Source organism: Streptosporangium oxazolinicum (assembly GCF_039537505.1).
Classification (GTDB): Bacteria; Actinomycetota; Actinomycetes; order Streptosporangiales; family Streptosporangiaceae; genus Streptosporangium; species Streptosporangium oxazolinicum.
Genome location: NZ_BAABAQ010000003.1, coordinates 700,421 through 723,642, shown reverse-complemented (window position 1 = coordinate 723,642; position 23,222 = coordinate 700,421). Strand labels below are relative to the sequence as shown.

Annotated in this window: 16 protein-coding genes; 5 read left to right on the top strand and 11 right to left on the bottom strand. The window is 69.6% G+C overall.

The genetic code is table 11. The features are described 5' to 3' along the window. Positions 1 to 364 precede the first annotated feature (364 nt). Positions 365 to 2,812: a M14 family zinc carboxypeptidase gene (locus ABD817_RS12670; RefSeq protein ID WP_344918033.1), complete on the top strand. Its 2,448-nt coding sequence runs from the start codon at positions 365 to 367 to the stop codon at positions 2,810 to 2,812. A gap of 347 nt (positions 2,813 to 3,159) precedes the next feature. Here the strand turns inward: ABD817_RS12670 and ABD817_RS12665 are convergent, their stop codons facing one another. From ABD817_RS12665 to ABD817_RS12650, 4 genes are all read right to left on the bottom strand, one after another. After that, a complete protein-coding gene (locus ABD817_RS12665) occupies positions 3,160 to 3,768 on the bottom strand; it encodes a GNAT family N-acetyltransferase (protein ID WP_344918032.1) in 609 nt (202 codons plus the stop codon). A gap of 45 nt (positions 3,769 to 3,813) precedes the next feature. Beyond that, positions 3,814 to 5,232, bottom strand: coding sequence for a M6 family metalloprotease domain-containing protein (locus ABD817_RS12660; RefSeq protein WP_344918031.1), 1,419 nt, complete (start codon positions 5,230 to 5,232; stop codon positions 3,814 to 3,816). A 250-nt stretch (positions 5,233 to 5,482) separates the two neighbouring features. Continuing rightward, the gene (locus tag ABD817_RS12655) at positions 5,483 to 6,769 is read right to left on the bottom strand and encodes an extracellular catalytic domain type 1 short-chain-length polyhydroxyalkanoate depolymerase (protein WP_344918030.1); all 1,287 of its coding nucleotides are present in this window, start codon (positions 6,767 to 6,769) and stop codon (positions 5,483 to 5,485) included. 371 nt (positions 6,770 to 7,140) lie between these two features. Continuing rightward, positions 7,141 to 8,523: a xylan 1,4-beta-xylosidase gene (locus tag ABD817_RS12650; RefSeq protein ID WP_344918029.1), complete on the bottom strand. Its 1,383-nt coding sequence runs from the start codon at positions 8,521 to 8,523 to the stop codon at positions 7,141 to 7,143. A gap of 328 nt (positions 8,524 to 8,851) precedes the next feature. Here ABD817_RS12650 and ABD817_RS12645 point away from each other — a divergent pair, with 328 nt between their 5' ends. Further along, the gene (locus ABD817_RS12645; protein ID WP_344918028.1) at positions 8,852 to 9,430 is read left to right on the top strand and encodes a CHRD domain-containing protein; all 579 of its coding nucleotides are present in this window, start codon (positions 8,852 to 8,854) and stop codon (positions 9,428 to 9,430) included. 140 nt (positions 9,431 to 9,570) lie between these two features. Here the strand turns inward: ABD817_RS12645 and ABD817_RS12640 are convergent, their stop codons facing one another. After that, on the bottom strand, positions 9,571 to 10,689 hold the full coding sequence (locus ABD817_RS12640) for a helix-turn-helix transcriptional regulator (RefSeq protein ID WP_344918027.1): 1,119 nt from the start codon (positions 10,687 to 10,689) through the stop codon (positions 9,571 to 9,573). Positions 10,690 to 10,988: 299 nt separating this feature from the next. On the opposite strand from ABD817_RS12640, the gene ABD817_RS12635 reads away from it, so the two are divergent. Next, on the top strand, positions 10,989 to 12,365 hold the full coding sequence (locus ABD817_RS12635; RefSeq protein ID WP_344918026.1) for an FAD-binding oxidoreductase: 1,377 nt from the start codon (positions 10,989 to 10,991) through the stop codon (positions 12,363 to 12,365). Positions 12,366 to 12,445: 80 nt separating this feature from the next. Here the strand turns inward: ABD817_RS12635 and ABD817_RS12630 are convergent, their stop codons facing one another. Together ABD817_RS12630 and ABD817_RS12625 are read right to left on the bottom strand one after the other, a co-directional pair. Further along, positions 12,446 to 13,123: a response regulator gene (locus ABD817_RS12630; RefSeq protein ID WP_344918025.1), complete on the bottom strand. Its 678-nt coding sequence runs from the start codon at positions 13,121 to 13,123 to the stop codon at positions 12,446 to 12,448. Next, entirely contained in the window at positions 13,124 to 14,305 is a 1,182-nt protein-coding gene (locus ABD817_RS12625; RefSeq protein WP_344918024.1) for a sensor histidine kinase, read from the bottom strand. It lies immediately after the preceding gene. A gap of 379 nt (positions 14,306 to 14,684) precedes the next feature. Here ABD817_RS12625 and ABD817_RS12620 point away from each other — a divergent pair, with 379 nt between their 5' ends. Then, positions 14,685 to 16,136, top strand: coding sequence for an alpha/beta hydrolase (locus ABD817_RS12620; RefSeq protein WP_344918023.1), 1,452 nt, complete (start codon positions 14,685 to 14,687; stop codon positions 16,134 to 16,136). Between the two features lie 188 nt (positions 16,137 to 16,324). On the opposite strand, the gene ABD817_RS12615 is transcribed toward ABD817_RS12620, so the two are convergent. Beyond that, positions 16,325 to 16,939, bottom strand: a complete 615-nt coding sequence (locus ABD817_RS12615; protein ID WP_344918022.1) for a DedA family protein — start codon at positions 16,937 to 16,939, stop codon at positions 16,325 to 16,327. A 219-nt stretch (positions 16,940 to 17,158) separates the two neighbouring features. Between ABD817_RS12615 and ABD817_RS12610 the strand changes: the two genes are divergently transcribed. After that, positions 17,159 to 17,785, top strand: a complete 627-nt coding sequence (locus ABD817_RS12610; RefSeq protein ID WP_344918021.1) for a fasciclin domain-containing protein — start codon at positions 17,159 to 17,161, stop codon at positions 17,783 to 17,785. 29 nt (positions 17,786 to 17,814) lie between these two features. On the opposite strand, the gene ABD817_RS12605 is transcribed toward ABD817_RS12610, so the two are convergent. The 3 genes from ABD817_RS12605 to ABD817_RS12595 are packed head-to-tail and all read right to left on the bottom strand — an operon-like array spanning position 17,815 to position 23,015. Then, on the bottom strand, positions 17,815 to 19,128 hold the full coding sequence (locus ABD817_RS12605) for a maltokinase N-terminal cap-like domain-containing protein (RefSeq protein WP_344918020.1): 1,314 nt from the start codon (positions 19,126 to 19,128) through the stop codon (positions 17,815 to 17,817). Positions 19,129 to 19,132: 4 nt separating this feature from the next. Further along, positions 19,133 to 20,836 (bottom strand): maltose alpha-D-glucosyltransferase, encoded by a 1,704-nt coding sequence (gene treS / locus ABD817_RS12600; RefSeq protein WP_344918019.1) that lies wholly within the window; start codon positions 20,834 to 20,836, stop codon positions 19,133 to 19,135. 46 nt (positions 20,837 to 20,882) lie between these two features. Further along, positions 20,883 to 23,015 carry an alpha-1,4-glucan--maltose-1-phosphate maltosyltransferase gene (locus ABD817_RS12595; protein ID WP_344918018.1) on the bottom strand — a complete coding sequence of 711 codons (2,133 nt, stop codon included), beginning with the start codon at positions 23,013 to 23,015 and terminating at the stop codon, positions 20,883 to 20,885. Positions 23,016 to 23,222 lie beyond the last annotated feature (207 nt).

Genomic DNA, 23,222 nt, shown 5'->3' with positions numbered 1-23,222 from the left:
GCGATCGGAGAGTGTCCCGGCGGGTCCAAAGGCGTATTGCACTTTTGGTGGGTGTTGTTGTGGTTTAGGGGCTTTAGTCCGGATTTTGGGCCGCGAAAGCCGGGCTGGCCCCCGAGGACGCTCGGCGCCTTTCGTCCGAGGTGGGGGCCGTCGCCTCAGGTTCGCGGCGCCGCGAGGGTGTGACGGCCGGAGCCGCTGGTGGGGCGACGGTTTTCCTTCGGTATTGCTTGCGTAATTCGGATAGGTTACGCCGCTAGTTTGCTCCTTGACGGATATCAACCCTCTAGCGAAGATTCTTGCCGATAGCGCACTTATTTCCAGGTGCCCCCCTACCTGAGACGTGCGCCAACTGGAGGAATCTTTCATGAGGAGCTCCCTCACCGGCAGGAGAGCCGGCCGCGCCGCGGTCATGCTCGCCCTGCCCCTCGCCCTCAGCCTCAGCTCGATGCCCGTCCTCGCCGACCCGGCCCCGCCGGTCAGCGAGGTCGCCCCCGACCGGCAGTCCAGCACCGAGCAGAACGGTGTGGCGCTGCTGCGCGTCATCGTTCCCGACCAGGCGGCCGTCGACCGGCTCACCTCCCTGGACGTCGACCTCGCGGAGTACAAGAAGTCCGTCGAGGGCGGCCTCGAGGTCCACGCCGTGCTGAGCCCCCCGGAGGCCCAGCGGCTGCGTGACCTCGGCTTCGACGTACGCGGCCCCATCTCCGACCAGAGTGACGTCGCCGAGAACAGGGCGGAACGGCGGGAGGCGCTCAAGGAGGCCGCGGAGGCGGCGGCGGAGGTCGACACGCTGACCCCGCTCCGCGCCGAGTGGTTCACCAGCCTCGACGACCAGCGCTTCCTGTCGGTGGAGGTGAAGTCGAGCGCCGTCGACGCGGAGACCGTGCTCACCGCCACCTGGGACAGCGGCAGGAAGACGCCCCCGGACTCGGGCGGCACCACGACGATGTCGCGCTTCACCGACGCCGGCCAGTACATGTACCACCGGTTCAGCTCGCCGCTCTCCCTCACCGCGATCCCCACCAAGGTCACGATCACGAGCAACCGCGGCGGCTCGGTCACGGTCCCGGTGACCAAGTGGCTGGGCTCCCCGCGCAAGGCGCCGAAGCCCCACTACGTCGCGGACTTCGTCGACCGCTACATGGACCCCACCGAGCTCACCGGCAGGATCACCGCCCTCGCCGCAGAGTTCCCGAAGATCAGCCAGATCGTCAACCTGCCCCACAAGACGAACGGTTACCGCCGGGCGGCGCAGGCGCAGTTCGGCACGGTCGCGGCGAGCACGTTCTACGTGAGCTCGAAGACGTACGGGCACGAGGGCGGCAACGACATCAGCCTCGCCCTGGTGAAGCCCGACGCCGCCTCCAGCCCGCTGGGCGTCTCGGTGAGCGGCAAGGACGTCGTGGTCAACCTCGGCACGGACGCGTCCTCCGCGATCAGCAGCACCGCCCTCCAGGTGGTGGAGGCGCTCAACGGCAACACCGCGTCGTCGGCGCTCCTGAGCGCCGCCACCTACCGGGGCAACGCCGGTACCGGTCTCGTCGACGCGGCGGCGGCGACGAAGCTGACCGACAACCTGAAGGCGCCGGCGACCATCTCGCGCGACCCGTTCCAGATGAAGGCGCTGCGCATCGGCAAGCAGCGCGACGGGTCGAAGACCGGTGTGTTCCTCTACTGCCAGGAGCACGCCCGCGAATGGGTGACCCCGCTGGTCTGCCTGGAGACCGCCGAGCGGCTCCTGCGCAACTACGCCCGCGACGGCCGGACCAAGAAGCTCGTCGACGACCTCGACATCTTCATCCTGCCCACGTCCAACCCCGACGGCGGGCACTACAGCATGTACGACTACAACATGCAGCGCCGCAACCTGACCAACCACTGCCCGGCCAACGCGGCGGACCCGGCGCGGCGCAACTCCTGGGGGGTGGACCTGAACCGCAACTTCTCGGTCGGTTCCATCTTCGACGGCTACAGCGGCGCCTCGACCACCTGCACCAGCGACACCTTCGCGGGCCCGGCCGAGCTGTCGGAGCCGGAGGCGCGCAACGAGGTCTGGCTCACCACCCAGTACCCGAACATCAAGTTCGCGATGAACACGCACTCCTACGGCGGCTACTTCATGTGGCCTCCGGGCGCGTACAAGGCCGCCGGGCGCGAGCTGCTGCCCCGGGTCGACTACGGCACGGAGAACTTCTTCTGGGACGCCTCCGACCACATCCTCTCCGCGGTCCAGTCGTGGCGCGGTACCGGGATCTGGCCGGGTCGCACCGGTCCGGTGCCCGACGTGCTGTACTCCGCGGCCGGTAACAGCGCCGACGAACACTGGTACAACCGGGGCATCATCGGCTGGGACTTCGAGGTCGGCGCGGACGTCTACGACCCGGCGACCAAGCAGTTCCGGGCGGTCGGCTTCCAGCCGGACTTCGCGGAGGGACACGAGGAGGCGATGGAGTTCGCCAGCGGTCAGATCGGCATCCTGGAGATCGCCCGGTCCTTCGCCGACGACAGGGACAGTCCTAAGTCGGAGCTGAAGAAGACCGGCTGGACCACCACCTCCTCCACGTTCACCTTCGCGACCGACGAGCCCGCCAACGTGTACTACACGCTGGACGGCAGCCGCCCGACGCTGAGCTCCACCAAGCTCGCCGCCGCCGGGACGCGCGAGGGCGCGCAGCAGATCACGGTCACCAAGGACACCGAGGTGCGCTGGTTCGCCGTCGACATCGCCGGGAACGTGGAGAACGGCTACCGGCCGGACGGCCACGGCAACAACTACCGCAAGGAGAAGGTGAAGATCACCAAGACTCCCTGATCCTTACTTGCGGGTCTGCTGGTTTGCACGTTCGCGGGTCCGCAGGTCCGCAGGTCCGTGGGTCCGTGGGTTCGCGGGTCCACACGCTCGTACGCACGCTCGCTCGCGAGTCCGCACGTTCGCGCGGCCGCCGGTCCACCGACCGGCGGCCGTCGCCGCTCGTGGCGAGGGCAGTGGCTTCCACGGCGAGACCCGGGCCGGTCATCGTCCCGCCCGGATCGCCTCTGCCGCCCACCTGCCCGTTCACCCGCCCACTCGTCTGTCCACCCGTTCGCACATCAGCCCCCGTTCTCCTGCCCGCCCACTCGGCCGCCCGTTTGTCCGGGGGCCTTCCCCGCCGGGGTGCCTCACCCGTCCGTTCGAAGCACGTTCGCCCCAGGCGCGTCCGGTAGGAGGTCCCACTCCTCCCAGGAGATCTCCCTGCCCGGCCAGCGCACCGAGGCGTACGGCCACGCCTCGTCCAGCCAGGCGCGGACCACCGGCTCCAGCTCCTCCTCCAGGCCCGTGCCCTCCTCGTCGGCCCGTACCCAGAACGACACGTCGGCGTCGGCCCCTCGCCGCTCCGGAGGATCGACATAGACGCACCCGAGCAGGCGGGACCCGTCGGGACTCATGACCGCGTAGTTGAAGGACCTGCGCAGCAGGGCCTCCTTCTGGTGCCAGGCCAGGTCGATCAGGTTCTCCTCCAGCGTCATGTCGCCGAGTGGCCAGCCACCCCACAGCGGGAAGCGTTCCCGCAGCCGGGTCGCGCTGCTCATCACGGCGTCGAAGTCGCGCACCGCGTCGTGAATCGTGATGGGCCGGATGTGGAACCTCTCGTGTCTCACGCCCGGGGGGATCTCGTGGGTTCTCGGCAGGAACGGCATGCGGACCACCCTGACGTGCCTGTCTTGGCACCCGCTGAACTCCCGCTTGCCCGCGTACCGGGGGCCGGGCCGTCCGGTGGTCCGGGGCACCGTGACCACACGGAACGCAGGGAACGCCTGGAACGCCCGGTTCCCTCACGGGCCGAAGACGACGTCGATCGTCATCTCCTCGTCGCCCGGTGTGCCGGAGACCTCGATGGTCACGCCCGTCCATCCGCCCCCGGGCAGGTTCAGCGCCGGTGAGGTGTCCCTGCCGATCCTCGCGTTGCCCTGCGAGGGGTAGAGGTCGCCCGCGTCGCCCCTGTTACCGAGGCTGCCGAGCCTGGCGAGCTGGCGGAGACCGTCGGCCTGCATCAGCTCGATCGCCAGGCGCCGCTCGTCGTCGACGTTGGGAACGGCCTCGTCCACGACGTAGGCCGCGATGCCCTGGTCGGGCAGGAACTCGTCCTGCCCCCGTCGGCGGCGGTATTCGACAACGACGTACTGCGTGTCCTTCATCGTCCGGTCGTTGTGGACGACGACGAAGTCACCGCCCTCGGCCGTCGGCCGGAGCGTGATGCCGTGGGTGGTCTCGGTGACCAGGCGCGGGGTGACCCAGTCGTGGAACATGCGCAGCATGCTGGTCGGGAAAACGGGCGTGACGCCGTTGTTGCCCCACGAGCCCGCCGCCATCAGGCAGAAGTTGCCCAGCCCGTGTGACGTGGAGCCGGTCTGCGCCCGGTCGGTGTCGTAATAGTCGGCCCAACGCGCCGCCAGGTGCCCCCACTCGTGGGCGCAGACGCCGACGTTGCAGTCCTCGGGCACGGTCAGGAAGGTGCTCACCTGGAGGCCGGGCCCCACCGTGATCGGCTGCTCCCCGACGGTCCACTTCAGGCTCCAGATGAACCGCAGCCCGGCGGCGTCGGAGAAGGTCTCGGCGCCCGGACCGGCGTGCACGACGAACAGCGCGGTGACCCGGTTCTCGTCGAGCACGTCGTAGGAGGGGTCGAAGTCGACGCCCGCCTCCAGGGCGGCCAGCACGGCGTCGCGCGCCATGCCCTGGGCGTTACGCGGGAAGTTCCGCTCGTCCATCCCCGACTTGTCGTTGGCGTAGAAGGCCAGCGTCTGTGGCAGCCGGAACCAGCCGAACACCTCGCCCCGCACGTCGATGCCCCGCGCGCCGGAGCCGTTTTCGGAGCCGTCGTCGAAGCCGCTGACCTTCCGGTAGAAGTCGCGCATGCTGCCCGCCTGGGTGCCGAACAGCAGCTGTTCGAAGTGCTCCGCGTCGTGTGCCGGGTCGTGCGGCCGGTCGTCGAAGTCGACCAGCAGCACCAGGGTCCTGATGACGCCCCTGAGCTTCTTGGGCGGCCGGTTGATCAGACTCGCGTCGCGGGCCCGCGGGATGACGGTGCCGTCGTCCAGGCCCGCCGCGCGCGGCCCGCGCCGCTCGGAGCGCCACACCGCGTAGTAGTCCTCGAACGGGAGGTGCTCGGGCAGGAGCCGGGCGGCTTTCAGCTCGTGGAAGCGGGTTTCCAGCTTGTCCAGCGCGTCTGGCGCCAGTGGAACGAAGTGCATGATGTCCCCTCATCGTCCTTCCTTCCTGCGAAGGTAGGACTGATAGGGATTCGTGTCGTGAGTATCCCCTACTCAACAAACCGGCGTACTCAACGGGCCGGTGTTCTCAACAGGCCGGTGTACTCAACGGGCCGGTGACCGAGGTGGTCCGCGCGGTGTCCCGGGCACCCGGTGACGACCGGCTCCGCCGGGAGAGGCGGGAGGACCGGTTCCACCGGGTGCCGAGGTGTTTCCCGGGAGGTGCCGGAGGTCAGCCGCAGGGCGAGCCGTTGAGGGTGAACGAGCCGGGGGCGGTGTTGGTGCCGCTGTAGGAGCCGTTGAAACCGATCCCGGCGGACTGCCCGGGGTTCAGCGTGCCGTTGTAGGCGGCGTTGCGGCCGGTCACGACCTGGCCGGACTGTGACCAGGTGGCGCTCCAGCCCTGGGTGACCCGCTGGTTCCCGGGGAAGGTGAACCTCAGCTCCCAGCCGTTGATCGCCGAGGTGCCGGTGTTGGTGACGGACAGGTTGGCGGTGAAACCGGTGTCCCAGCTGTTGGCGCTGTAGGTCACCCGGCAGGAGGCGGGGCCGGGCGTCGGGGTGGGCGTGGGGGTCGGGGTGGGCGTCGGGGTGGGAGTGGGGGTGGGGGTGGGGGTGTTCAGGCCGAAGAACTGGATCGCGGACTCGGCCATCCCGCTCTGCGGCAGGTTGTGCCCGACGCCCGGCAGGCTGTAGGACTCGACCTTGACGGTGCCCGTGGAGTCGGCGTAGCGGCTGCGGTTCCAGCCCGCCCGGGGGGTGTCGGTGGAGGTCGGGGTCTGGCTCAGGCCGTGGACGTTGGTCCACTGCTTGACCGCCTCGCCCAGGTTCGGATAGCGCAGGGTGGAGTCCTCGGTGCCGTGCCACAGCTGGACGCGGGGCCGGGCGCCGGTGTATCCGGGGTAGGCGGCCCGGACCAGGTTGCCCCACTCCTGGGGGGTCCTGATGATCGTGCCGTTGGCGCACTCGCTGTTCCATCCCGAGGCGCTGGCGAAGCAGCCGAAGGGTACGCCCATGAAGGCCGCTCCGGCCTTGAACACGTCCGGGTACAGGCCCAGCAGGACCTCGGTCATCATCGCGCCGGAGGAGGCACCCGTCACGTAGACCCGCGAGGGGTCACCGTTGTGGCGTTGCTGGACGTAGGTCACCATGGACATGAGCCCGACCGGGTCGCTCCCGCCGCCGCGCCTGAGCGCCTCGGGGGAGGAGACGTCGAAGCAGTTCCCGCTCCGGGTGGCCGACGGGTAGATCACGATGAACCCGTACTGGTCGGCGAGCGAGGCGAACTGCGTGCCGGAGTGGAAGGCCGGGCCCGAACCGGTGCAGTAGTGCACCGCCAGCAGGATGGCGGGCCGGGGCGCCACCCGGTCGGGGACGTAGAGGTGCATCCGCAGATTGCTGGGGTTCGTCCCGAAACCGGTGACCTCCACCAAAGAGGCGGAGGACGCGGGTGAGGTCGTCAGCGCCAGGCCGAGCAGGAGGGGAAGGGCCGCGCACACCGCTCGCAGGGCCGTTCTCATCCGACCGTTCCCCGGTCCCGGCCGGGCCCGGCGGGGAACATCGCTGTCGGACATCGTCGATCTCCTCTCGGCTACGGCCGATCGCCGGGACTCCCTGACCGTCGCGGCCCCGGCGTTCGGCGCCTCATGCTTGTCGCCGAAAGTTAAAGTTGTTTGCCGAAATTTTCAATCACCGGGTCGGGGATGCGGGTACGCGCCCGGCGCGCTCCTTCCTCTCCACGAGGTTTTCTCACAGGTGGGAAACACCTTCGGCATCGGAAGCGGCCGAGCCGCCCTCGTGCCGTTCGGTGAAAGTTTCCATCCTCCGGGTTCCCGGTCCCGGACGCTCTGGCCCGCCGGAGGGTCAGCCAGGAGCCCGCCGGGCCGGAGGGTCAGCGGTCGCTCCACCTGATCTCGTAGGGCCCGAGGGTGAACTCCCTGCCGTCCACGGTCGTGGTGACCTCCGTCTTGGCGGTGTTGACCATCACCAGTCGCCGGGGTTGCGCGAGCACCCGGACCCCGGGGTCGGAGGAGGTGACCTCCTCCAGCTCGGCTCCGGCCGGGAACCAGGTGGTGAAGTCGCTCACCAGCTTGCCGGTGGGCAGCGTGGCGCCGGTTCGCGGGTCCCACATGCACCCCTGGCAGGTGCCCTCCTTGGCCTGCGGATTCCAGTACAGCGCCGTGGTGGCGCCGCTCTTGGCGAACTCGATCATCGAGGCGGCCTGGACGGCGAGTCGCATCGGCTCGGGCCACGTGGTGTTGTCCTCGGGGACGAAGTACCACTCCGACCACCAGACCGGCATGTCGCCGGTCCTCTCACGTAGCCAGGTGGTGACCGCGCTGAACTTGCTCAGCGCTCCGAACGCGTCGGGCAGCATCTCGTGGGCGTCGGTCAGCGAGGCGCCGTCGACCACGACGAAGTCGGCGCCCTTCTTGTTCTTGAACCAGTACTCGAAGGCGTCCAGGGCGTTCTGGTTGACGACCCCCCACGCCCCCCGCAGCTCGGACTTGCCCGTCCTGTTGCTGTCGAAGCCGAGATAGGGGCCGCCGACCATGGCGTCGGGCCTGGCCGCCTTCACCGCGTCGTAGACCTTGTTGTAGAGCGTGGTGTAGCCCTTGAAGTCCGCGGGCTTGGAGTGGTCCTTCCAGAAGCCTTTGAACTCGTTCCAGACCATGAAGTACTTGACGTCGCGATACTTGGTGGCGACGGCCGCCGACAGCTTGGCGAAGTCGTCGAAGTGCCGGGGGTAGGGGGCGTCCTCCAGGTGCTCGTCCCAGCCCACGTCCGAGGTCGGGCCCTCGGGGCCGCCCTTCATCCAGTCGGGGGCGCAGCAGAGCGTCATGACCTGTGTGCCGCCGGACCGTTTCATGAGGTTCGTCCGGCTGTCGAGGTCCTCCCAGTAGAACTCCCGAGGGCGGGGCTGGGGGTTGAGTGCTCCGAACCCCATGATGTGCTGGTTCTGCAGCATCGGGGTTCCGGCGAGGGCCCCGGCCACGACCTGCTCGAACTCCGGGGTGACGTTGTTGGCGCTCACCCCGGTGTGGGTGAACCCCCAGCGAGGCCACGCGGGGTCGACCGGCGGCGCCTCCCGAATCGTGGTGCCGGGTGCGGCGGGCGAGGCGGCGGCGGACTGCCGTACGACGGGAACGGCCTGGTCCGAGCTGTCGCCGGAGGAACAGCCCGCCGCCACCAGCGCCATCGCGACGATCCCCGCCACCGAGGCGACGACCCGGCCGGGACGCCGCCGTGCGGATCCCCCACTACCTGATGACACCTGACACCCACCCGATCTTCGGCATCCACTTTGCGCAGAGCGTTCCACAGGCCGTGTAAGAGCGTCGTACAGGAACGCGGTTCACAGGTAAGCGTTATGGCCGACCTGCGGAAACTCCCTGCGGGATCCCGGTGCCGACGAGCGTGCGCCGGTGCCGGGACCGGCGTACGTCACCCCCGGCCCGCGGACACCGGAACGTCGAGGGGCTGTGTGACCTTGCCCACGCTCATGACTTGTGCGGATTTGTACGCATAACACCGACGGCTGACTCCCTAGGGTCTGCGGTGTCCAGAAAGAGTGACACGGCGGAACCAAGGTGGAGATCCTCATGAATGCGTTTGAAAAGGTCAACAGTCGGCGTATCTCCTGGCGGCACGTGATGGGCCGCGCGGCGGTGGGCGCGGCGGCGGTGGCGCTGGCCACCGGCGCGGTGGCGGTGCCCGCCGAGGCGGCGACCGCACCCACGGCCGCGATCACCGGTGAGGCGACCGGCCAGGGCGTTCAAAGCGTTCAGGTGAAGAAGTACTACTTCGCCGCCGGGCTCCTGGGCAGGAACGAGGTGCCGGAACCGGGCAAGAAGGTGAACGACCGGGACGGCCTGGCGGTCGCGAAGTTCCGCATCCAGGGGAACCGCTTCTACTACTTCGTCCAGTGGAAGAGGACCGCCAAGCCCAGCGCCTTCCACATCCACAGGGGCAAGGCGGGCACGAACGGCCCCGTCGTCATCGACCTGCTGTCCAATGGCAGGATCCGCGGCAACACGAGCTTCGGCTCCGTCGTCGTCAAGGACTCCAGCCTGCTCAGGGGCATCAAGAGCAACCCGAAGAACTGGTACGCCAACCTGCACACCAAGCAGTTCCCCGACGGCGCGGTCCGCGGCCAGCTCACCAAGGGCGGCCGCTGGTAGCTCACCGGCCTCTGGTCACCCGCCCCCACCGGACTCCACCGCGCATCCGGCGCCGGGCGGTGGGACGAAGGACGGGGCGGTGGCCCGCTGGGACCCGGTGCCCCCGGCTGCTTCCCGGCGGGACGCCCGGCAGCCCCGCCTCAGCCGTAGACGTGCTCCAGGTCGGCGTCCGGGGCGTGCATCAGGGGGCCGTAGTGCTCGGCGAACAGCTTGGCGACCAGCTCGCCCCGGCTGGTGACGCCGAACTTGGCGAAGATCGCCTTGAGGTGATGGCGCACCGTGTGGGCGGACAGGTGCAGCTCCGCGGCGATGTCGGCGGTCGGCAGGCCGCGGGCGACGCACTGGGTGATCTGCTGCTCGCGCGGGGTCAGGCAGTACGCCTCGACGATGATCGGGGCGATCTGCGCGGAGTTCGCCGGTTCCAGGACCACCGCCACCGGGCCGGGCTCACCGGCGGGGCTGCGCAGGCACGAGGCGTGCACCACGAGCCAGCGGCCCGAACCGCCCCGCAGCCGGGCCGCCGCCGGTCCGGGGTCGTGACCGGCCGCGACCGATCGGGCGCGGGCCACGACCGACTGCACGGTGGCCATCGGCAGCGGGCTCTGCGGGCGATCCCAGCGTGGTCCGGTGAGCTCGTCCAGCCAGCGTTCGGCGTGCGTGTCCAGTGAGATGATCTGCCCGGACTCGTCGAACAGCGCGGTGCCGGGCGCCTCGGTGACGGTCGGTGGCGCGTCCTCGGTCGTCGCGATGGCCAGTTCGGCGAGTCCGAGGGCGAGCTCCGGGCCCATCGCGGTGACCTGCCTGACGTCGCGTTCGGTGAACGGGGGCCGGCCGCTGTCGCGGAAGAGGTCCACCACTCCCCAGGTGCGCTCGCCGATCCGGAACGCCGCGCGCAGGTTGTCGCCGTAGCCCTGGGGCCGCATGAACTCGCGGTAGCGCAGGCTGCGCCCGGGGAAACCGCCGGTGGCCAGGCCCAGGGTGCCGCCGCCGCTGCGGCTGCGCGCGACGTCGCGGAACAGCAGGATGTCCTCGCTGCCGTACTCCCGTCGCCAGTATCCCTCGCAGTGGACGGGCTCGATGTTCTCGACCCGGAGCGGTGAGATGGGCAGCACCGTGGTGGGGTCGGTGCCGAACCACGCCGCCGCGTCGAAGGGCGTCACCCGGCGCAACCGCTCCGACGCCGCGGCGAACAGCTCACCGCCACGGCCTGCCGCGCCGGATTCGCGGCGCTCTCCGGGCCGTTCGGTGGACATCGTCATACGGCGATGCTGTCACACGGGAGCGGCGGCACACCTCCCCCGAATGAGGGACCCCGGAGCACGTGGACCGGCGTTCCGGGGGATGCGCGGGGCGCGCGGTCCCGGCCAGGCTGATGGACAGGCCGATGGGCAACGGGCCGCACGGCCGTGACGGCCGGTGCTTCGGGTGCCGTACCGGCATGCTCCTGTACGGCTCTCCCGTCCTCCTTCCCGCGCCCGACCGGTACGTCCGGCACGTCCGCGGCGCGGGATCTATGTCGTAAATCACATTGAATCCAGCTAAAAGAGAGTTTCTGATCATGTCTTTCTCATCGCCCGTGATGGATCTCGACGAGCTCGAACACGTGCTCGACGGCGCCCTGGTCCGTCCCTCCTCGCCCGGCTGGGACGCGGCGCGGGCCGCCTGGCAGCTCGCCGTCGACCAGCGGCCGTACGCCGTCGTGCTGGCGGCCTCCGCCCGCGACGTCGTGGCCACCGTCGAGGCGGCGGCGAGGCTCGGCCTGCGGGTCGCGCCGCAGGCGACCGGGCACAACGCCGCCCCCCTCGGACCGCTCGGCAGGACGATCCTGCTGCGTACGTCGGCGATGCGAGGGGTCGAGATCGACGCCGGGCGTCAGGTCGCCAGGGTCGAGGCCGGCGCGCTGTGGGCGGACGTCACCGCGGCGGCGGCCGTCCACGGCCTGACCGGGCTCGCCGGTTCGGCCCCCGACGTCGGGGTCGTCGGGTACACCCTCGGCGGCGGGTTGTCGTGGTTCGCCCGGCTGCACGGCCTGGCGGCCAACCACGTGCTGTCGGCGGACATCGTCACCGCCGACGGTGAGCCGCGCACGATCGACGCGACGCGCGACGCCGCCCTGTTCTGGGCCATCCGCGGCGGCGGGGGCGGCTTCGGGGTGGTCACCGCCCTGGAGTTCCGGCTGTTCCCGATCACCGAGGTCCACGCTGGCATGCTGCTGTGGCCGATCGAGCGCGCCGCCGAGGTCCTGGGCGCCTGGTGGGAGTGGGCGAGGTCGGTGCCGGAGACGGTGACCTCGCTGGGCAGGCTGCTGCGGCTCCCGCCGATCCCGCAGATCCCCGAGCCGCTCCGCGGGCGCTCCTTCGTCGCCGTCGAGGCGGCGTGCCTGCTGGACCCCGCCACGGCCGATCTCCTGCTCGCCCCGCTGCGCGCGCTCGGCCCCGAGATGGACACCGTCCGCCCGACCCCGATCACCGAGCTGGGCGCGCTGCACATGGACCCCCAGGAACCGACCCCGGTCACCGGCGACGGTCTCCAGCTGGCCGGGTTCCCGCCCGCCGCCCTGGAGGCCCTGCTGCGCGTCGCGGGCCCGGGGGCGGACGTCCCGCTGCTCACCATCGAGCTGCGCCATCTCGGCGGGGCACTCGCCTACGGGCAGCAGGGCGGCGGCGCGGTCTCCGGCATGGACGCCGCGATCGCCGTGTTCTCCGGCGGGATCACCCCGGACGCGGACGCGGCGGCCGCCGTGCACGTCGCCCTCGACGAGGTGGGCGCCGCCCTCGCCCCCTGGAGGGCCGAGACCGCCTACCGCAACTTCACCGAACGGTCCGGGCCGAGGTTCGACCGCCTGGAGACCCACATCAGACTGCAGAGGATCAAGGCCGCCTACGACCCCGCCGACCTGATCCACGCCAACCACCCCGTCACGCCGGCCGGCTAGGACTCCGGAACGTGCTCGGGGGGCGCCCAGGCCCGAGCCGGAACGCGGCGATCCGCCTGGGGTTCACCGTGACGCGGGGGTCAGTCCTCCGCGTCGCGGACCAGGAGCGCGATCTGTACCCGGTTCTCGACCGCCAGCTTGGCGAACAGGTTGCCCGTGTGTGCCTTGACGGTCGCGACGCTGATGTGCAGCCGCTGGGCGATCTCAGGGTTGCCCAGCCCGTCCGCGATGGCCCGAGCGGTTTCGAGTTCTCGTTCGGTCAGCGTGGACAGCTGTCTCCGTGCGGCCTCGCGGGACGAGTCGCGAGCGTGGGAGGACCGAGGGCCGGTGGCAGCGGCGATCACCCGTGCCGTGACCGCCGGGGACAGCGCGGGGTCGCCGTCCGCGACGGCCCGCACCGCGTCGAGAATCCGCGGCGGCGGGGTGTCCTTGAGGACGAACCCGAGCGCTCCGGCGCGCAGTGCGCCGAGCACCAGATCGTCGGAGTCGAACGTGGTCAGCATGAGCACCCCCGGCGGTGCCGGTCGGGTGAGGAGTTCCCGGGTCGCGCTGAGACCGTCACGACCGGGCATCCGCACGTCCATCAGCACGACGTCCGGCCGCTGCTCGTCCACCACGGTGATCGCGGCGTCCCCGTCGGCCGCCTCCGCGACGACGATCAGGTCCGGTTCGCCGTCGATGATGAGCCGAAGCGCCATTCGCACCAGCTGGTCGTCGTCGACGATGACGACACGCACCGGCTCCCGTTCGCTGTCCACTCACGGTCTCTTTTCGTCGATGGGGTTCGGCCAGGGCAGTTGGGCGGTGAGGTCGTATCCGTTGCCGGGGGTGGGATGGTGGTCGAGTTTCCCACCGGCGAGGTCGATTCGTTCGGCGAGGCCGAGCAGGCCGAATCCCGATGCCGGTGGTCGCCCGGGTTTCGCGGTGGCCGGGGAGTTGCGGACGCCGACGGTGAGTTCGCCGCCCGCTGTCCCTTCGAGGGTGATGTGTACGTGTGCGCCCGGGGCGTGTTTGGCGGCGTTGGTCAGTCCTTCCTGGACGACCCGGTAGCAGGTTCGCCCGACGACGTCGGGCGGGGTTCCCGTCACCGTGGTGGTGAGCGTGACGTCCAGCCCGGAGGCGCGGGCGTCGGCCACCAGGGCGGGGATTCGATCGAGGGAGGGTTGTGGTGGTTCCGGGTGGCCCGGGTCGGCCCGGAGCACACCGAGGACATCCCGTAGTTCTTCCAGGGCTTGGTGGGAGCCGTCGGCGATGCCGCGGGCCAGCACGCGGCTTTCCTCGGCCGTGAGGTCGCCGCGGTGGTCCAGCACTCCGGCCTGCATGGCGACCAGGGAGATCCGGTGCGCGAGCACGTCGTGCATCTCGCGGGCGATCCGGTTGCGTTCCAGGGCCCGTGCCTGCGCCGCTCGTGCGGTCTGTTCCCGTTCCGCGCTCTCCGCCCGGTCTCGCAGGGACCGCACCTCGACACGTCGCGCGCCGACGGCCACGCCCGCAGCCACCGCGATGCCCGCGACCAGTACCGGGAGCGCGAGCTGGAACCACAACAGGCCGGGCGGGGTCTGGGCCGGGTAGAACCTGCCGGCGAACTGCGACGCGGCCACGAAGGCCAGCCCGACGACCCCGATCTCCACCGGACGGCGACGGGTGGAGATCGAGCCCAGCGCCAGAAGGGCGGCGCCGGTGGCGAGTAACGACGCGGCTGAGGCGATCATGACCGTCATGGCGACGGCGAGCGGGAACCGCCGCCGCCACAGAAGCGCCGTCAGGCAGCCGAAGGCCACCAGCGGATCACCGGTGAGGAACCACGAGCCCGTTTCGGCCCCCTGCCCCCGCAGCAGCACGCCGGTGAAGAGCCAGAACGCCACGCCCACCGCCGCGGCCGACACCAGTCGCCATGTCTGCTGCCACCACCCGAGCCGTGGCGCGACGCCAGTGTCCACCTGGTCATTATCGCAACACCGTGCGGCCGGTGAGTGGGACCGGGGGCGGTGCGCACCCGACCGGAGTCGAATCGCCGCCTCGCCCGTGGTCGAAGGCGATTCGAGCCCCCGGGCCGATGTGCCGTCCGTGGTGAATGGCCAGACTTGTTCGGGAGCGGACGGCCCCTGACGCGCGATCGGGGACCGGCCCTCACGGGGGACGCGGCCGGACGGTGGTGGCTCGTTCGACCACGGCACGCGGCGGGCGTTCCGAGCCCGCGTTCCGGCGCCCCGCGCGACCCCGTGCGCCACGTGCGACCCCGTGCACCCCGTATACCCCGCGCCCCCCTTGCGCCCCGTACACCCCGTGCGCCCTGTGCGCCTTTCAGGAGGACACCAGATGCACTCACCCCTGTCCCTCACTCTCGCCGCCACCACACTGGCGGCGACCATGATTTCGGGGGTGTCGGCGGCGACGACGTCGGACACCCTGCGGTGGGGCCCGTGCCCGAAGGAGGCCGCCTCGCCCCGTCTCAAATGCTCGACGCTCGAAGTCCCGTTGGACTACCGGAATCCGGACGGCCGGCAGATCGAGATCACGATCTCCCGGATGGCGAGCGAGAAACCGTCACGGCGCCGTGGCGTGCTGCTGACCAATCCGGGCGGCCCCGGCGCCGGTGGACTCGGCTACCCGGTCGTTCTCGCCACCTTCGGGATGCCGCGGGAGGTGGTGGACTCCTACGACGTGATCGGCTTCGACCCGCGTGGCGTCGGCCGCAGCACGCCGGTGACCTGCGATCTGACGCCGGAACAGTTGGCACGCGGCAACTTCCCGCCGTACGCGCGCACCGCGGCCGATGTCGCGCGGGCGGCGGGGAGCGCGCGGACCATCGCCGAGCAGTGCGCCACCTCGTCGACGGCGTGGATGCTGCCGCACGTCACCACCGCGAACACCGCGCGCGACATGGACCGGATCCGGGCGGCGCTGGGCGAGCCGAAAGTGTCGTACCTCGGTGGCTCCTACGGCACCTACCTCGGCGCGGTGTACGCGACGATGTTCCCGCAGCGCGGCGACCGGATCGTGCTCGACAGCAGTCTGGGCCCCGGCGGTTACGACGTGACGGCCATGCGGTCGTTCGCCCGTGGGATGGAGGAGCGGTTCCCGGACTTCGCGGCGTTCGTGGCCGCGCGCCCCGAGTACGGTCTGGGCACCACACCGGAGCAGGTGACCGCGAAGTTCTTCGATCTCGCGGAACGGCTGGAGGCGACACCGGTCCAGGGCGTCGACGGGACGTTGTTCCGCGGGATCACGTTCGACCGCCTCTACAGTGACGCGACCATGCCCCTGCTGGCCGAGACATGGCAGGCGCTCGACACGGACCGGCCGCTGCCGCCCGGCCCGCCGCTGACCGCGCCGGAGAACGCCACGTCCAGCCGTTATCACGTCCTCTGCGGTGATTCGCGGTGGCCGAGGACGGTCCGGAAGTATCAGAGGAACGTCGCGGTCGACCGGCTGAAGTACCCGATGCTGGGCGGGTCCACGGCCAACATCGGGCCGTGCGCGTTCTGGCCGGGCAAGCGGGTCGAGCCGCCGGTGCGCGTCGGTGACCGGGGCCCGTCGAACGTGCTCATGGTGCAGAACGAGCGCGACCCGGGAACGCCGCTGGCCGGCGCCCGGGAGCTGCGGCGGGCCTTCGGGAAGCGGGCCACGATGGTGACGGCCGACCAGGGTGGGCACGGCGTCTATCCCCTCGGCCCCAACACGTGCGCGAAGGACGCGGTGACGCGATTCCTGACCACCGGACAGCGCCCGGCGCGGGACCTCGCCTGCGCGGCGGAACCGGGTAAGTAGCGGGAGCCGAGTCCGGACTCCCCGCCCTCTTCCCCGTCCCAGGCGGCACCGTCGAGGTGAGAATGAGCGCCTTCGGGCTCAAGCGTTGCCACGCCCGGGAAGGTGGCGAGGCGGGGCGGCGTGGCCGCCGGAGCTCGTCCGCGTGGCCGTACCCGGCCATCGCGGGCGGGTCTCCCCGGTCGAGCGGGTCATCGGCGTCGCCGGAGCAGGTGCCGGGCGATCAGTCCGGCGGCCAGGACGGCCAGGCCGATGAGCACGTAGGTGTAGTAGCGGGAGATCTCGTCGTAGAACTCGCCGATGTGGGTGCCCGCGGTGTATCCCAGCACCGTCCACATTCCGACCCACAGGACCGCGCCGAGGGCGTTGAAGGCGAGGAAACGGAGCCAGGGCATGCCGATGGTGCCCGCGACGATGCCGTTGGCCTGGCGCAGTCCCGAGACGAAGCGGGCGACGACGACGACCTTGCCGCCGTGCCGGGCGAAGAACCTCTCGGCCTTCTCGAAGCGCTCCGGGGGGAGCAGGACGTAGTGGCCCCAGCGGTGGACGAAGGCGCGGCCACCGGTGCGGCCTATCACGTAGCCGAGGTTGTCCCCGGCGATGGCGGCCACCACCGCGATCAGCATGATGAGAGCGAGGTTCAGCCGCCCGGCCCCGGCGTAGATCGCGGAGGTGAGGAGGATCGTCTCCCCGGGGACGGGGATGCCGAAGTCCTCCATGAAGACCAGGGCGCCGACGGCCAGGTAGCCGTAGTGGTCCAGCAGCGGTGCCAGGTGAGCCAGCGGGCCGGGTAGCGGTGGGGCCATATGGTCACTATATGTCAGCATTTAATCACTCTGTGCTCCGGCCTGCTCCGCGATGCCCGGCGCAGGCCAAGGGCTACTTGTATTTATGTCATATTAACAACTGCTCTTATATAGTTTTTGGTATTTAATGGCTATATGTCCGATAGGTGATTAATTGGGGGGAAGGGGGTTTAGGGACAGATGTCCGGCGGGCTCGTCCAGCCGAACCAGGAGGTCGCCATGAAGAAACGATTTCTCGTCTCAGGGCTGAGCGTGCTGATGTTGAGCGCGCTTCCCTCCGCCGCGGGGGCGGCGGCCGGTTCCGTTCCCACCCTGACACCCTCGACACCCTCGTCGTCGGCCCTGGGGCCCTCGGCCGGCCTGGCCGGCAAGCCGATCGGCCCCGGCTGCTCGATCCTGTCCTCCTCCGGCAGGGGCAGCCTCCGCAGCGCGGCCAGGGAGCGGGTCACCACCGTGGTGGCCAACACCCCTGACCTGTCCACCCTGAACACCGCCCTCAAGGACGTCGGCCTGACCGGCAAGCTCTACCGGACCAAGGACATCACGATCTTCGCTCCCAGCAACGCCGCCTTCAACCAGCTCCCGCCGGCCACGCTCAAGAAACTGCTGAGGGACAGAACGCAGCTGACCAAGCTCCTGGCCTACCACGTGGTCCAGGGCGCGAAAACCCCGTCCCAGCTGGTCGGCGCCCCGCTGAAGACCCTGCAGGGCGGCCAGATCACCGTCAAGGGCTCGGGCCAGAACTACATCGTCTCCGGCAGGGCCAAGGTGGTCTGCGGTGGCATCCCCACCAAGAACGCCACCCTCTACATCATCGACAAGGTGTTGCTGCCGCACTCGAAGTGACCCGGCAGGCCCCTTCAGGGGGTCCGATCTCAGCGGCCCAGCTGGAAGGCCGACATCGGGATGTGCAGCCAGGTCGGCCGGTTGCGGGACTCGTACACCACCTCGTAGGCGGCCTTGTCGAGTTCCAGGGCACGCAGCAGGACGGCGTCCTCGGCGCGCAGGTGGCCGCCTCCGGCGGAGTAGCCCGCGAGGAAGGACGAGCGGTTGAGCTCGGCCCACTCGATCGCGCGGGGGCGCAGGGCGTCGGCGTCGGGGTGGTCGGCCAGCAGGTGGCGGGCGGCGTAGTCGAAGGAGCGGAGCATCCCGGCCACGTCCCGTAGCGGGGAGGACAGGGCGCGGCGCTCGGCGATGGGCTGGCCCGGCTCGCCCTCGAAGTCGAGGATGATCCAGTCCTTGGTGGTGCGCATCACCTGGCCGAGGTGGTAGTCGCCGTGGACCCGCTGGACGGGCATCTCCCCGGCCACGTCGGAGACCCGCTGGTAGGCCTCCTCGGCGACGTGGGCGTGCTCGCGGAGGTCGGGCACCTCCTCCACGGCGACGGCCAGGCGGCGGTGGAACTCCTCGACCATCCGCTTCACCTCCTGCGCCTCGATCACGTCGGTCGGGAAGGCGGCGGCCATCTCCCGGTGGACCTGGGCGGTGGTCACGCCGAGCCGGTAGGCCTCGGCGCTGAAGTCGCCGCCCGCGTCGGAGGCCGACGGTTCGAGGGAGCCGTACAGGTCGCGGACGCTGGCCAGGGCGAGGGCCCAGCCGTCGCTGGCGTTCGACAGGAACTCCTGGGTCATCGCCAGCGTGGTGGTCTCGCCGTCGAGGTCGGTCTCGATCCAGCCGTACGGCTGGGCGATGTGTGTGCCGTCGCGGCGGGCCAGGGCGGTGACGATCTCCAGCTCGGGGTTCACCCCGGCGGTCAGGCGGCGGAACAGCTTGCAGATGTAGGTGTCGCCGTACACCAGCGAGGTGTTGGACTGCTCGGCGCCCAGGACCAGGCTGCGCTTGGAGGTGTCGATCTCCACCCCGTCGAGGTGGCGGAAGCGGAGCGCGCCGAGGTCGCGGCCCTCGGCCATGCCTTCGAGCAGGGCGGCGGTGAGATCGGCGTCGTAGGCGGCGTCGTAGTAGCCGCCGCCGATGTGGGCCGGTTTGAAGCGGGCCCACTCCGGCGCCTCGCTGCCGAGCAGCAGCTGGTAGCGGTCGCGGGTGCCGGACTGGTGAACCGAGATGATCAGGTGGCGCAGGCGGGGGGACAGCTCCACGTCCGAGTCGACGACGAGATCGTCGATCGGGCGCCCCTTACCGGCGAACCATCGTTGATGGGTGATCCAACCGGTAAGGAGCTCCGTCAACACGGCTTTACGCCTCCTGGGATGCGGGTGGCAGGGTGAACCAGTAGAACCCATGCCCAGGAAGAGTCAAAAGATACGGAAGCTCGCCAATCGGTGGGAAAGGAACTCCGCCCATCGTCTCCACCGGGACCGATCCCTCGAAGCGGCGGAGGTCGAGCTCCACCGGCTGCGGGAACCGGGACAGGTTGTTGACGCACAGCATCCGGTCGTCGCCGAGCTCGCGTACGAAGGCGAGGACGCTCGGGTTGGACGAGTTCAGCTCGGTGAACTCACCGAGGCCGAAGACCGGGTGCCGCTTGCGGATGTCGATCATCCGCTTCGTCCAGTGCAGCAGTGAACCCGCGCTGCGCTGCTGTGCCTCGACGTTGAGCGCCTGGTAGCCGTAGATCGGGTCCATGATGACCGGGAGATACAGCCGCCCCGGGTCGCAGTCGGAGAATCCCGCGTTGCGGTCGGGGCTCCACTGCATGGGGGTACGGACACCGTCGCGGTCGCCCAGCCAGATGTTGTCCCCCATCCCGATCTCATCGCCGTAGTACAGCACGGGAGATCCCGGGAGAGAGAGCAGCAACGCCGTGAACAGCTCAATCTGGTTGCGATCGTTCTCCAGCAGCGGGGCGAGCCGCCGCCGGATGCCGACGTTGGCGCGCATCCGAGGGTCCTTGGCGTACTCCGAGTACATGTAGTCGCGCTCGTCGTCCGTCACCATCTCGAGCGTGAGCTCGTCGTGGTTGCGCAGGAAGATGCCCCACTGGCAGTTCTCCGGGATCTTCGGCGTCTGGGCCATGATCTCGGAGATGGGGTAGCGCGACTCCCGCCTGACCGCCATGAAGATGCGCGGCATCAGCGGGAAGTGGAACGCCATGTGACACTCGTCACCCCCGGTGGCGGAGTCGCCGAAGTACTCGACCACGTCGGCGGGCCACTGGTTGGCCTCGGCGAGCAGCACCCGGTCGGGGTAGAGCCGGTCGATCTCCGCCCTGACCCGCTTCAGGTACTCGTGGGTCCTGGGCAGGTTCTCGCAGTTGGTGCCGTCCTGCTCGAAGAGGTACGGGATGGCGTCCATCCGGAAGCCGTCGATGCCCAGGTCCAGCCAGAAGCGCAGCACCTCCAGCATCGCGTCCTGCACGTCCGGGTTCTCGTAGTTGAGGTCCGGTTGGTGGGAGAAGAAGCGGTGCCAGTAGTACTGGCCTCGGACCGGGTCGTGGGACCAGTTGGACGTCTCGGTGTCGATGAAGATGATCCGGGCGTCCTTGTAGAGCTCGTCGTTGTCGTTCCAGACGTAGAAGTCGCCGAACGGCCCCTCGGGGTCGTGGCGGGAGGCCTGGAACCACGGGTGCTGGTCGCTGGTGTGGTTCATTACCAGGTCGGCGATGACCCGCATGCCGCGCTTGTGCGCTTCATCGACCAATTTCACGAAATCTCCGAGATCGCCAAAATCGGGGAGGATTTTCATGAAGTCGGCGATGTCGTACCCGCCGTCGCGCAGCGGCGACTCGTACAGCGGAAGCAGCCAGAGGCAGTCGACACCGAGCCACTGGAGATAGTCCAGTTTCTGGATGAGACCGCGGATGTCTCCGGTGCCGTCGCCGTTCGAATCGGCGAAACCCCGGATGAGGACCTCGTAGAAGACGGCACGCTTGAACCAGTACGGGTCGCGCGGCTTTTCCTCGTCGAAGGTGTTCGGAATTGGCTCAGGTAGCTGACTCACCAGTGGACTCCCCGCTGTTCTGCCGGTATGGGCGTACCCGGCCGGCTCACCGCTGGTTCGCCGCCGCGGCACGCAGAGTGAAGACGTGCGCTGGGTGGATGTGGGGATCGAGACGCACGTAGTTGTCCTGCCGCCAGCGATACGACTCGCCCGACAGCTCGTCGTCCACGACGAACTCGGCTTGCCAGTCGAGACCGAGGGCGGGCATGTCCAGCGACACCGTCGCCTCGTGGGTGTTGTGCGGATCCAGGTTCACGACGACGAGGACCACGTCGCCCAGGCCGTGCCGTCGTGTGGCCGTGTCATAGGCGCCGGGCAACCGCTTGGAGAAGCAGATCACATCCGGATTGTTGACGCTGTGAAACCGTAGATTACGCAGTTCCTGGAGCGCCGGGTGTGCTCTTCGGAACAAATTGAGTTGCGTGATGAACGGGGCCAGGCTATGACCTTCCCGCTCAGCAGCCACCCAATCGCGGGGTTTGTACTGATATTTCTCACTATCTAGGTATTCTTCACTGCCCGGTCTAACCGGTACATTCTCCGCGAGTTCATATCCGGCGTACACCCCCCACGTCGGCATCGCCGTCGCCGCGAGTACTGCTCTGATATGAAATGCCGGGACTCCCCCGTGTTGAAGGTATTCATGGAGGATATCCGGGGTATTGACGAACACGTTGGGCCGCATGTAGTGCGACGTCTCGTGGGAGAGCTCGCTCAGGTACGCCTCGACGTCCGGGCGCGAGTTCTTCCACGTGTAGTACGTGTACGACTGGTGGAAGCCGACCTTGGCCAGCGTCCGCATCATGGCGGGGCGGGTGAACGCCTCCGCCAGGAACAATACGTCAGGATCGGTGGTGTGCACGTCGGCCAGCAGCTTCTCCCAGAAGGCGACCGGCTTGGTGTGCGGGTTGTCCACCCGGAAGATCCGCACCCCGTGGTCCATCCAGAGCCGCACGACCCGCCTGATCTCCTCGTAGATCCCCTTGGGATCCTTGTCGAAGTTCAGCGGGTAGATGTCCTGGTACTTCTTCGGCGGGTTCTCCGCGTAGGCGATCGAGCCGTCGGCGCGGACGTTGAACCACTCCGGGTGCTCCTTGACCCACGGGTGGTCGGGCGCGCACTGCAGGGCTAGGTCGATGGCGACCTCCATGCCCAGCTCGCGGGTCTTGGCCACGAAGGCGTCGAAGTCCTCGAACGTGCCCAGGTCGGGGTGGATGGCGTCGTGACCGCCCTCCTCCGAGCCGATCGCCCAGGGCGAGCCGGGGTCGTACGGCTCGGGCGTCAGGGTGTTGTTGCGCCCCTTGCGGAAGCTGTGCCCGATCGGGTGGATCGGCGGCAGGTAGACGACGTCGAAGCCCATCTTCGCCACGGCCGGCAGCCGCTTGGCGGCGGTCTGGAAGGTCCCGGACTTGGGGGCGACGCCCTGCTCGATGATCGCGCCCTCGGAGCGCGGGAAGAACTCGTACCACGACCCGAACAGCGCCCTGCGGCGGTGCACCAGGACCGTGCGCGGCGCCGACCTCGTCACCAGGTCGCGCAGCGGGTGGGCGCGCAGCAGCGCGGCCGTCTCCGGGAGCTGGGCCACGGTGAACCGGGCGCGCGGGTCGATCTCGGGGTCGCGCAGCCGGGCCGCGACCGCCTGGAGCGCGGCCCGGTGCCCGCAGACGTGCTTCTGCGCCTCCTTGGCGCGCCTGGCCGTCCTCGCCGCCGGGGTCTTGCCGCTCACCGGCCCGCCGGTCGCCACGACGCCTGACGCGGGGCCGGTCGCGGGCCCGCAGTCGGCGGGCCGCACCGCTCGCGCCGCGCGGTCGAAGAGCCGGGCGCCCTCCTCGCACATCAGGTCGGCGTCCAGGTCCCGGGGGATCTTGATGCCCGCGTCGTGCAGCCAGGTGGCGAGGGGATCACCCCACGCCTCGACCCGGAAACGCCACTCGCCCTCGGTGGGCAGCGTCACCTCCACGCCCCACCGGTCGGTGCCGGGGGCGAGCTCGCCCATGGGCAGCAGGGGGCCTCGCACACCGCCGGGGCCGGTGAACACGACCCCTGCCGCGACCGCGTCGTGTCCCTCGCGGAACACGGTCGCGGAGATCTCGAAGGTCTCACCCGCGGCGGCCTTCGCGGGGCGGCGCCCGCAGTCGACCGTGGGGTGGATGTCCTGGATTGGGATTCGTCCGATCATCGCGTCTCAAGGTAGCGGCGGCACGCCCGGTACCGCCGGGGAAGTCAGCAAGGAAGGATCTTCGTTTGTTCAAGCATCTTCGGACGACCGGTCTCGGGGCAAGCGGAGGCCCCGCCCCGCTGGGACGACCGGTTCTCGAGGGCGGTACAGCTGGCTGGTATCTCCGGTGCCCCAATAGTCCATCTTCATGCGTGCCGATGGATAGAG

Coding starts and splice junctions, on each gene's coding strand:
- ABD817_RS12670 (WP_344918033.1), top strand. CDS start 365: ATGAGGAGCTCCCTCACCGGCAGGAGAGCCGGCCGCGCCGCGGTCATG.
- ABD817_RS12660 (WP_344918031.1), bottom strand. CDS start 5,232: ATGCACTTCGTTCCACTGGCGCCAGACGCGCTGGACAAGCTGGAAACC.
- ABD817_RS12655 (WP_344918030.1), bottom strand. CDS start 6,769: ATGAGAACGGCCCTGCGAGCGGTGTGCGCGGCCCTTCCCCTCCTGCTC.
- ABD817_RS12645 (WP_344918028.1), top strand. CDS start 8,852: ATGAATGCGTTTGAAAAGGTCAACAGTCGGCGTATCTCCTGGCGGCAC.
- ABD817_RS12640 (WP_344918027.1), bottom strand. CDS start 10,689: ATGACGATGTCCACCGAACGGCCCGGAGAGCGCCGCGAATCCGGCGCG.
- ABD817_RS12635 (WP_344918026.1), top strand. CDS start 10,989: ATGTCTTTCTCATCGCCCGTGATGGATCTCGACGAGCTCGAACACGTG.
- ABD817_RS12620 (WP_344918023.1), top strand. CDS start 14,685: ATGCACTCACCCCTGTCCCTCACTCTCGCCGCCACCACACTGGCGGCG.
- ABD817_RS12615 (WP_344918022.1), bottom strand. CDS start 16,939: ATGGCCCCACCGCTACCCGGCCCGCTGGCTCACCTGGCACCGCTGCTG.
- ABD817_RS12610 (WP_344918021.1), top strand. CDS start 17,159: ATGAAGAAACGATTTCTCGTCTCAGGGCTGAGCGTGCTGATGTTGAGC.
- ABD817_RS12595 (WP_344918018.1), bottom strand. CDS start 23,015: ATGATCGGACGAATCCCAATCCAGGACATCCACCCCACGGTCGACTGC.